Origin of the sequence: Sandarakinorhabdus glacialis, assembly GCF_014643455.1 — a bacterium.
Classification (GTDB): Bacteria; Pseudomonadota; Alphaproteobacteria; order Sphingomonadales; family Sphingomonadaceae; genus Sandarakinorhabdus; species Sandarakinorhabdus glacialis.
This window is the reverse complement of record NZ_BMJM01000004.1, coordinates 307,565-317,908: the sequence shown is the minus strand read 5'-3', so window position 1 is coordinate 317,908 and position 10,344 is coordinate 307,565. Positions and strand designations below refer to the sequence as shown.

The following is a 10,344-nucleotide window of genomic DNA, read 5'->3' as shown; positions in this document are numbered from 1 at the left end:
CGATACCGCCGCTATCGATCAAGCCCTCGAAGCCCTCGGACGTCGATGGAGCCGCCGAAAAGCCTGAACGGCGCCGCCCCATGCGGTTCTCACCGGATGCTTACGCCTGAGCGGCAGCGAAAGCAGCTGAAAGTTATTGGGAGAATGACTCTAGATGACCTCCACACCTCAAGCCTAAAGGAACTAGGGGGTTTAGAGATTGACCCAATGAGGAACCAAGGCCCCTTAAGCTACCTAAGTTCTTTCTTTCTTCTATCTGTTACCTAAGTAGCGAAAGGCTTAAGCCTTACGACCTGAGCCTACTTAAGTTACTTAAGTTCTTTTGACTATGACGCAGGCCCGCGCACCGCCCGCACACGTGTAGTAATATGCACCCCTGTTTCGAGGGCGGCTAGACGGCGGCTTAGGAGGGCCGATTGATGGCTTCGACCTAGGGCGCAGTGGGCGGCGGGAGATAGCATAGAAGAACACAGTAGGTTGGCTGTGGATAACTCCAAGTGGCACCTACCCCCCACCCGACCCCCGCGTGCTTCAAACTCCAAGAGCTAGCCTTGTGTGAAACACCGTAGCGTCGATGTTTGAGGCCGACCTCTCCCCGGCTAACTTCATTCCCGGCTGGCTTCAGCAACCTTAGCCGCAAGCCCTTGGACCTGGCCCTCTGTTAGGATGAGCTGTTGTGCGGCCTCCTCGCCTTCAGGAACTTGGAACAGTGCATAGACCCCACCTCCCATGGCCGTGACGCCTAGGTCTTCAGTGCGGACTGTAGAAGGATGGAGAAGCTACTAGCGACGAAGGGCGTCCGACCCTCTCACGGTATAGTGATCGCCGCCTATCGAGCCTTGGGTCCCCTTTCGCCGCCTCGCCTGAGTCCCTGAAGCCTGCCTCCCCCTGTGTTCAAAAACACCGCTAAAGCCTGCCAGTTGTTGTTGTTGGTTCGCCTCTCTACGGTGGCGCGTAGCTGACAGGGGGACTGTATGAGTGAAGCACAATTAGAGCGGCTACTTCTGGCGCTCTTTGGATTGCTGGCGCTTCTAGCGATTACAATACCTCTCGCTTTCCTCGTTTGGCTTTGGCGCTGGCTCTTTGTGACACCTGAACCTTAGCCAGAGGAGAACAACTTATCGCCTAGTCGGTGTGAGCTCCCACATCACCGCATAGCAATCAAAAAGAAGGGGTCTTGACGACATAATAGGCTCATGACCGGGCCGCCGGGGTCGGGGAAGTCGTTGCTGGCGGCGGCCTTGCCGGGGATATTGCCTGAACTGACGCCGGCGGAAGCGCTCGAAGTGTCGATGGTGGCGTCGATGGCGGGGGAGCTCGAGGGCGGCCGGCTGGTGCGCACGCGGCCGTTCCGCAGCCCGCATCACAGCGCCTCGATGCCGGCATTGGTCGGCGGCGGGGCGCGGGCACGACCCGGCGAGGTCAGCCTCGCGCATCTGGGGATCTTGTTCCTCGACGAGCTGCCCGAGTTCCAGCGCGGCGTGCTCGATTCGCTGCGCCAGCCGCTCGAAACCGGCACGGTGATGGTCGCTCGCGCCGCGGCGCATGTCAGTTATCCGGCGCGGGTGCAGTTGATCGCGGCGATGAACCCGTGCCGGTGCGGGCACCTGGGCGACCCATCACAGGCGTGTTCGCGGGCGCCGAAATGCGCCGCCGACTACCAGGCGCGGATTTCGGGGCCGCTGCTCGACCGCATCGATCTCCATGTCGACGTGCCGGCGGTGAGCGCCGCCGACCTGACGCTGCCCCCGCCGGCCGAAACATCGGCGCATGTCGCGGCGCGCGTGGCGGCGGCGCGCGCCATCCAGACGGCGCGCTATGCCGGGGTCAAGGTGCGGACCAATGCCGAGGCCGATGGCAAGGTGCTCGAGGCGGCGGCGACGCCCGACGCCGCGGGGGCCAAGCTGCTGGCGCAAGCGGCGAAATCGATGCGGCTCTCCGCGCGCGGTTATCACCGGGTGCTGCGGGTGGCGCGGACGCTTGCCGATCTTGGCGGTGCCGAAACGGTGGCCCGCATTCACATTGCCGAGGCGTTGAGTTACCGTCGCCGCGCGCCGACAAACTAGGGGGACACCATGGACAAGCCCGTGACGCGGTGGATGATCGAGCCGCTGCGCAAATATGCGACGTTCGAGGGGCGCGCGCGGCGCCAGGAATATTGGTGGTTCTGGCTGTTCACCGTGATTGTCATCGCCGTGCTGGGCATGGTCGATGCGATGGTCATCGGCACCGATCGTTATGTCGAATATGGCGCTGGGCCGTTCACCGGGCTGGCGGCCTTGGCATTTATCATTCCCAGCATTGCCGTCGGCATCCGGCGCCTGCATGATCGCGACAAATCGGGCTGGTTCCTGCTGCTCGGCCTGATCCCGATTATCGGCAGCATCATTCTGCTGGTCTGGTACGTCCAGCGTGGTACCGTGGGCGTCAATCGCTTCGGGCCCGATCCTGTCGCCTGACAGATCGTCACGAAGGACCGTTAGCAGGAATTTTGCGTTAGACATCCAAACCCAAGGAGAAGTCGCATGGGCATCTACAGTTTCATCAAGGAAAAGCTCGGTGTCGGTGGGCCCGATCCCGACAAGATCACAGCGCAGGTCAAGACGCTTGGGCTTCAGGTGCAAAATTTCGGCGTGACGATCGCCGACGGTGTCGCGACAGTGACCGGGCTTGCGGTCAATCGCGCCGAAGCGTCCAAGATCGTCATGGCGGTCGGCAACAACGACGGCATCCAGAAGGTCAACAACCAGATGCGGGTGCCGCTGTCCTCGATCCAGCCACCGGCCGGCGCCGCGCCAGCCCCGGCACAGGGCGACGATCATGCCGATGAGGACGCGGTGGTGTTCTACCCCGTCGAAAAGGGCGACACGCTGTCGGCGATCGCCAAGCGGCTGTACGGCGATGCCAACAAGTACAACAAGATCTTCGAGGCCAATCGCCCGATGCTGACGCATCCGGACAAGATCTATCCGGGCCAGGTGCTGCGCGTTCCGCCGCTCTGATCACGGATTGACAGACGTTCGGCGAGGGGCGGCACTTCGGTGTCGCCCCTTTTCGTTTCTACCGGCAACCGCCTCGATGGTGGCGACCGGCACGACGCCGGTGTCCCATTTGGCGATGACGGCAGTGGCGACTGCGTTGCCGATGACGTTGGTGGCGCTGCGCCCCATGTCGAGGAAGTGATCGACCGCGAGAATAAGGACAAGGCCGCCTTCGGGGATGCCGAAGAACGGCAAGGTCGCGGCGATGACCACCAGGCTGGCGCGCGGGACGCCGGCGATGCCCTTCGAGGTGATCATCAGCATGCCGAGCATGAAGACCTGCTGGGCAAGCGAAAGCTCGATGCCATAGGCCTGGGCGATAAAGATGCTGGCAAAGGCGCAGTACATCATCGAGCCGTCGAGGTTGAACGAATAGCCCAGCGGCAGCACAAAGCTGGCGATCCGGTTCGGCACGCCGAAGCGCTCGAGCGATTGCAGCAGCTTGGGATAGGCGGCCTCGGACGATGCCGTGGCGAAGGTGATCAGGAATGGCTCGCGAATGGCGGGGATCAGGCGGCGGATGGCGGGAAAGCCGATGACCGCGGATCCGGCCCCCAGGAGCACGACCCAGAGCACCGCGAGCGCGAGGTAGAAGCCGCCGATAAACTTGCCGAAGACAAGCAGGATGCCGAGGCCCTCGACAGCAATCGCCGACGCGATGGCGGCAAAGACCGCGGCGGGCGCGACGTTCATCACATAGCCGGTGATCTTGAGCATCATGTGCATCACCGCATCGAGGCCGGCGACAATGGGCTTGCCGGCGTCGCCGATGGCGATCAGCGCAGTACCGGCGAACAGCGAGAACACCACGATCTGGAGGATTTCGTTGGTCGCCATGGCATCGATGATCGAGCTCGGCACGATGTGTTCGATAAACTTGGCGAGGTCGAAATTGGTCTTGGCGATGCCCGAGGCAGCATCGGCGGCCGGCAGCGCGAGGCCCACACCGACGCCGGGTTCGAGCAGATTGACCATGAAGATGCCGAGCGACAACGACACGACCGACGCCGCGATGAACCAGGCAATGGTGCGGATGAAGGTGCGGCCGACGGCACCGCCACTGCCCATGTGCGCGATGCCGACGACGAGCGTCGACAGCACCAGCGGCGCGATGATCATCTTGATAAGGCGGAGAAAGACGTTGGTGACGATGCCGAGGTAGTAGGCCGCCTCCTTGGCTTGGTCGGGCGTCGCGGCGAGCCGATTGATGGCATAGCCGGTGATCAACCCGGCAACGAGCGCGATAAGGATCCAGCGGGTCAGACGATTGGTGGCCATGGGGGCGTAGGCTTCGGGGGAGAGGCGGTTCGGGTCAAGCGATTTTGCTGCGGGCAAAATACCGGCCCCTGCTGGCGGTAGCGCTGAATTGCTCTAGAAACATCGGATGATCAAATTCTCTGCCGTGCCCGTCCTAGCAATGCTGATCGCGGCGGGACCGGGGCAGGCGGCACCCGGCGACGCCGCCGACGCCCGGGCCATCCTCGAAAAAGGCGTTGCATTCGACACGGTCAAGGGTCGCGGCAAGGTGCCGGCCTATGCCGAATATCTGAAATCGGCGCTTGTCGGCGCAGGCTTTGCCGCCGGCGACATCGCGATCGAGCCGGTCGGCGAAACGGCAAATCTGCACCTGGTCTGGAAGGGCAAGGGCAACAAGCCGCCGATGGCCATCACCGGGCATATGGACGTGGTCGAGGCCGATCCCAAGGACTGGGTCCGCGATCCGTTCAAGGCAATCGAGGATGGCGGCTATCTGTTCGGGCGCGGCGTCGGCGATAACAAGTTCGACGTGTCGATGGTCGTGGCGACGCTGGCGAAACTGAAGTCGAGCGGCTTTGTACCGGGCCGCGACATTCATCTGTTCCTTTCGGGCGACGAGGAAACCGACGGCACGACGGCCGTGCTGCAGGCAAAGCAAGCCAAGGCGGCGGGGGTCGATTTCATGCTCAACAGCGATGGCGGCGGCGGCGCGCTCGATACCGGCAACACGCCCATCGGCTATGGCCTGTCGGCGGCCGAAAAAACCTATGTCGACTACCGGATCACGGTGACCAATCCGGGTGGCCATAGCAGCCGCCCGACCAGCCCCAACGCCATCGCGCAGATCGGCACCGCGGCCGGCAAAATCAGCGACTATCGCTTCAAGCCGCAGATCAACCACATCACAAGGGCGTCGCTGACGGCGGAAGGGACCAAGATCGGCGGTGCCATGGGCGCAGCGATGCTGGCGTTCGCCAAAAACCCGTCAGACGCCGCGGCGATCGCGACATTGAGCGCCGCGCCGGGCGGCATCGGGCAGATCGCGACGACGTGCGTGCCGACGATGATCACCGGCGGCCATGCGCCGAATGCCTTGCCGCAAAAGGCCGAGCTGACGATCAATTGCCGAATTTTTCCGGGCTTCACCGTGGCTGCGGTAACGCAGGAGCTGCGGGCGCTGATCAGCGACCCGGCGATCAAAATCGAAGCCGTGCTCGAATGGCCATCGCCGCCGCCTTCGCCGCTGCGGGGCGACATCATGGCGGCGGTCGGCAAGGCCGTCTCCGCCAACCGGCCGGGCGTGGCGGTGACGCCGGTGATGGATTCGGGCGCATCCGACAGCGTCTTCTACCGGGCTTTGGGGATCCCCTCATATGGGACCAGCGCGCTGTTCATGCGCGAGGAGGACGCCTTTGCCCATGGTCTCAATGAGCGCATTCCGCTGGCGGCGATCGCGCCGGCACTGCGGCACTGGCAGGTCCTCATCACCGAACTGGCGAAATAGGCCTAGTGCGCTCGGCGGCCGGCGGCGGCGCGCCGGGCGAGGGTCAGGATCGCCGTGTCGGCAAGGGTTTCGCCCAGGCTGCCGCTCGTCTTGATGGCGCGCTCGGCGGCGAGGATTTCACCTAGGCTGCGGACGATGCCTTGCGTGGTCCACAGCGTCAGCTCGATGGCGACGGCGTCCTTTTCCTTCCAGAAGATCGGCGGTCGGGCGCCTTCGACGGCGGTCCTGGCGCTGGCGCCGCCATCGACGATGCCGCGCAGGGATAGCAGCATCGTCAGGCGGCGTTCGATGGCGCGCAGCACGACGATGCCGATGCCGGTGGGCAGGCGCCCGAGCAGGTCGACGACCGCGGCGGGACGGCCACCGGCGACGGCGGCGACAAGGGCGTATTGGTCGGCGTCCCCTGCCCCGACACCGAGCGCGGCGACGTCGGTGACCTCGAGCGGCTGCGGCCGGTCGGCATCGCTGTCGAGATAGAGGCTGAGCTTTTCGACTTCGCGGCGGATCAACGTGCGGTCGCCGGCGGCGGCTTCGAATAGCGCGATGGCGGCTTCGCGGCTGGCGCGCAGGCCCATCGGGGCCGCGATTTCGCCCACGAGGCGCGTGGCATCGCGCAGGCTGGGTTCGTAGCTGACCAACGAGGCGATTTGCGCGGTCTTTTCAGCAAAAGCCTGGAGCTTGGAGCCTTTTTTCAGGGTTCCGGCGATGGCGACGACGGGGTTGCCGGCCGGACTATCGAGCAGCGCGGTGATCGCAGCGAGCCCGTCCTCCTCGAGGCCTTCGACGCGCACGAGGGTGCGGTCGCCGAACATCGACATCATGCCGGCGGCGGCAACAAGGCTTTGCGGGTCGGACGAGACTGTGTTGCCGGCCAGGGTTTCGACCGCCATCGGATTGGCCGGATCGGCGAACTGGCGCGCGAGTTGGTCGGCATGGTCGCGCGAGGCGGCGGCGTCCTGCCCGTGGAGCAGGACGAGCCGCACATCATCGGGCCAGCGGCGGTAGAGCGCCTGAATGCGGGCGGTGTCGACCTTCACCCGTCAGCTTGGCACATCGGGAGCAACGCGCGAAAATTGCGCGATGCGGGCAGTGATCTGCCGGGCAATGTCGACCGACAGGCGATCGAGCGCGGTGGTTTCGGCCGCAACCACGGCATAGTTCGAGCTGACCCGGTCGATACCGGCGTCGGCGCCGGCGGTGGCATCGAGCACGACCGCGTTGCTCGCGACATCGACGAGGCGATAGCGAGCGCGCAGGGTGCGGCGTTCGCGCGCCGCGCTGTTGTCGCCGCGGACGCCGAAGGCGACGATCTGGTCGTCGAGCTCGATTTCGAGGCGGTAGCTGGGTGCGGCCACCGGCGTGCCGAAGCGATCGATGAGCGCCTGGCGGACGAGGAAGCCGGCGCGCTCGGGGACTGGCGCGATCTCGACCTGGGTCAACATGACCGCGGCGGGGCTCTTGCTGCCGCCGGAATAGACGGGCTTGAGGCCGCAAGCCGCCAACACCAGCAAAAGCAGGACAGTCAGTCCGGCGCGGAGGCGGCGATCAGGCGACAAGGTTCACCAGCCGGTCGGGGACGATGATGACTTTTCTGGGCGCCCGGCCCTCGAGAGCGCGGACGACCTTTTCGCGACCAAGGACTTCAATCTCGAGCGCACCCCGGTCGGCGCCCTTGGCGGTCTCGAAACTGTCCTTGAGCTTGCCGTTGACCTGGATGGCGATGGTGACGGTGTCGTCGATGAGCAGCGCCGGATCGGCAACCGGCCAGGCAGCATCACAGACCATGCCGGGCTGGCCGAGCAGCGCCCAGCTTTCCTCGGCAAGGTGCGGCGTCATCGGCGAGATCAGCCGCAGCAGCACCGGGATAGCCTCGAGACGGGTCGGTGATACCGGCGCGCGTTCGATGGCGGTGACCAGTTCATACAAACGGGCGATCGCCTTGTTGAACTGCAGCCGGTCGATATCGACGGTGATCGCGGCGATAGCGCGGTGCAGAATGCGCGCCAGCTTCAGATCGGGCTCCCCGCCGACCAAAGGTTCGGTCGACGCGCAATCCTCCGCCAGACGCCAGACGCGCTGGACGAAGCGCCAGGCGCCGTCGATGCCGGCTTCGGACCAGGCCAGGTCGCGTTCCGGCGGCGAATCCGAAATGACGAACCAGCGCACCGCGTCGGCGCCATAAGTTTCGATGATCGTATCGGGGTCGACGACGTTCTTCTTCGACTTCGACATCTTGATGATGCGGCCGACCTCGACCGGCGCGCCATCGGCCTTGAGCGTCGCGCCGGCCGATGTGCGATCGACTTCCTCCGGGGTGAAATACAGCGGCGCATGACCTTCGCCTTGGTCGCGCGAGTAGGTCTCGTGAGTGACCATGCCTTGGGTGAACAGGCCGGCAAAGGGCTCGGTGACGCCAAGACGTCCGATGCGATTGAGCGCGCGGGTCCAGAACCGGGCATAAAGGAGATGCAGGATCGCGTGCTCGACGCCGCCGATATACTGGCCGACCGGCAGCCATTTTTCGGCGATTGCACGATCGAATGGCTGGTCCGTCGGCGCGCTGGCGAAGCGGATGAAATACCACGACGAATTGACGAACGTGTCGAGCGTGTCGGTTTCGCGCCGGGCCGGCTTGCCGCAGACCGGGCAGTCGACATGCTTCCACGTCGGATGATGATCGAGCGGGTTGCCCGGCACATCGAAGGTCACGTCTTCGGGCAGGACGACCGGCAGCTGGTCGTGCGGGACCGGGACGACGCCGCAGCCGTCGCAGTGGATGATCGGGATCGGCGTGCCCCAATAGCGTTGGCGCGATACGCCCCAGTCGCGCAGCCGCCAGACAATGGTGCCCTGCCCCCAGCCTTCGGCTTCGGCGCGCGCGATGACTGCCGACTTGCCGGCATCGATGGTCATGCCATCGAGGAAGCGCGAGTTGATCAGCGTGCCCGGGCCGGTATAGGCCTCGGCCTGGATCGGCGTGTCGGCCTCGCCTTCCGGGGCGACGACGCGCATCACCGGCAGCGCATATTTGCGAGCGAAATCAAGGTCGCGCTGGTCGTGCGCCGGGCAGCCGAAGATGGCGCCGGTGCCATAGTCCATCAGCACGAAATTGGCGACGAACACCGGCAGGCGGATGGTCGGGTCGAGCGGGTGAATGACGCTGAGCCCGGTGTCGAAGCCCTTTTTCTCCTGGCCCTCGATGTCGGCGGTCGAGGTGCCACCGGCGCGGCATTCGGCGATGAAGGCGGCCAGCGCCGGGTTGTTCTCGGCCAGCGACTGACTGATCGGGTGATCGGGCGCCAGCGCTGCGAAACTGGCGCCGAACAGCGTGTCGGGACGCGTCGTGAAGACGTCGAACCGTGTCTCGGAGTGGGCTACCGCAAAGGTGAAGCGCATGCCCTGCGACTTGCCGATCCAGTTTTCCTGCATCAGGCGAACTTTTTCGGGCCAGTTCTCGAGCGCGTCGAGGCCGGTGAGCAGGTCGTCGGCGAAATCGGTGATGCGCAGGAACCATTGGCTCAGCCGGCGGCGTTCGACGACGGCACCCGAGCGCCAGCCGCGACCGTCGATGACCTGTTCATTGGCAAGCACGGTCATGTCGACCGGGTCCCAGTTGACCGCTGATTCCTTGCGATAGACCAGACCGGCGGCGAGGAGGTCGAGGAACAGCGCCTGTTCCTGGCCGTAATATTCGGGCTCGCAGGTGGCGAGCTCGCGGCTCCAGTCGAAGGCGAAACCGAGACGCTTCAGCTGGGCGCGCATCGCCGCGATATTGTCGCGCGTCCAGCCGCCGGGGTGGATGCCGCGCTCGATGGCGGCGTTTTCGGCGGGCATGCCAAAGGCGTCCCAGCCCATCGGGTGAAGGACTTCGAAACCCTGGGCGCGGCGAGTGCGCGCGATGACATCGCCCATCGTGTAGTTGCGGACATGGCCGGTGTGGATGCGTCCCGATGGATAGGGAAACATCTCCAGCACATAGGCCTTGGGCCTGCGGCTGGCATCGTCGGCGACGAAGCTGCCGGCGGTGTCCCATGCCTGTTGCCAGCGCGTTTCGGCGCCCTTGTGATCGAATCGCGTCGCCATCGGCCGCTGATCAGCCGCTGAATTGGGCGCGGCGCAGGTCGCGGGCGCGGGTCAGGATGGTTTCCTCGAGCTTTTGCACGGTGCCGGCGCGCACCGGCGCATCGATCCAGCCGCTGCCGGCGAGAGTTTGGCGGATGGCGGTCACCTTGATGGCGTCGGAACGCAGGTCGGTGTCGAGGATGGCAACCGTCACCTTGACGCGCTCATTGGGGCTTTGCTGGGTGGCGTACCAATCGGTGATGATGACGCCGCCGTTGGAATCGACCTGCGACAACGGCATGAATCCGATTGTGTCGAGCGAAGCGCGCCACAGATAGGCGTTAACGCCGATCGTCGTCAGCCGGGCCGGTGCCTCGGCCGTGCCGGGCTGCGGCTTGTCCTTGCCGCCGCAAGCCGCGAGCGGGGCCATCAACGTCAGACCAACCAAGATAATAGCGACGCGACGCACAGGCGAACCTT

At 64.9% G+C, this 10,344-nt stretch carries 8 protein-coding genes and 1 pseudogene; 4 read left to right on the top strand and 5 right to left on the bottom strand.

All coding sequences use genetic code 11. The annotated features are described in order from the left end of the window. Nucleotides 1–1,184 precede the first annotated feature (1,184 nt). From IEW98_RS08105 to lysM, 3 genes and pseudogenes are all read left to right on the top strand, one after another. A pseudogene (locus tag IEW98_RS08105) lies at nucleotides 1,185–2,066 on the top strand (YifB family Mg chelatase-like AAA ATPase); the annotation flags it as partial. A gap of 9 nt (nucleotides 2,067–2,075) precedes the next feature. Further along, on the top strand, nucleotides 2,076–2,459 hold the full coding sequence (locus IEW98_RS08100) for a DUF805 domain-containing protein (protein WP_188762417.1): 384 nt from the start codon (nucleotides 2,076–2,078) through the stop codon (nucleotides 2,457–2,459). A gap of 66 nt (nucleotides 2,460–2,525) precedes the next feature. Continuing rightward, nucleotides 2,526–3,002: a peptidoglycan-binding protein LysM gene (gene lysM / locus IEW98_RS08095; RefSeq protein WP_188762416.1), complete on the top strand. Its 477-nt coding sequence runs from the start codon at nucleotides 2,526–2,528 to the stop codon at nucleotides 3,000–3,002. On the opposite strand, the gene IEW98_RS08090 is transcribed toward lysM, so the two are convergent. After that, on the bottom strand, nucleotides 3,003–4,319 hold the full coding sequence (locus IEW98_RS08090; RefSeq protein ID WP_188762415.1) for a dicarboxylate/amino acid:cation symporter: 1,317 nt from the start codon (nucleotides 4,317–4,319) through the stop codon (nucleotides 3,003–3,005). A gap of 106 nt (nucleotides 4,320–4,425) precedes the next feature. On the opposite strand from IEW98_RS08090, the gene IEW98_RS08085 reads away from it, so the two are divergent. Continuing rightward, a complete protein-coding gene (locus IEW98_RS08085; protein WP_188762414.1) occupies nucleotides 4,426–5,802 on the top strand; it encodes a M20/M25/M40 family metallo-hydrolase in 1,377 nt (458 codons plus the stop codon). 2 nt (nucleotides 5,803–5,804) lie between these two features. Here IEW98_RS08085 and holA read toward each other — a convergent pair whose 3' ends face one another. Genes holA through IEW98_RS08065 form a run of 4 tightly spaced genes read right to left on the bottom strand, consistent with a single transcriptional unit; the run spans nucleotide 5,805 to nucleotide 10,294 of the window. Next, the gene (gene holA, locus IEW98_RS08080; RefSeq protein ID WP_188762413.1) at nucleotides 5,805–6,839 is read right to left on the bottom strand and encodes a DNA polymerase III subunit delta; all 1,035 of its coding nucleotides are present in this window, start codon (nucleotides 6,837–6,839) and stop codon (nucleotides 5,805–5,807) included. Nucleotides 6,840–6,842: 3 nt separating this feature from the next. Further along, the gene (gene lptE / locus IEW98_RS08075) at nucleotides 6,843–7,358 is read right to left on the bottom strand and encodes an LPS assembly lipoprotein LptE (protein WP_243450630.1); all 516 of its coding nucleotides are present in this window, start codon (nucleotides 7,356–7,358) and stop codon (nucleotides 6,843–6,845) included. Next, nucleotides 7,348–9,885 (bottom strand): leucine--tRNA ligase, encoded by a 2,538-nt coding sequence (leuS, locus tag IEW98_RS08070; protein ID WP_188762412.1) that lies wholly within the window; start codon nucleotides 9,883–9,885, stop codon nucleotides 7,348–7,350. Before leuS ends, lptE begins: the two co-directional genes overlap by 11 nt. Before the next feature lie 10 nt (nucleotides 9,886–9,895). Continuing rightward, nucleotides 9,896–10,294, bottom strand: coding sequence for a DUF3576 domain-containing protein (locus tag IEW98_RS08065; protein WP_188762411.1), 399 nt, complete (start codon nucleotides 10,292–10,294; stop codon nucleotides 9,896–9,898). Nucleotides 10,295–10,344 lie beyond the last annotated feature (50 nt).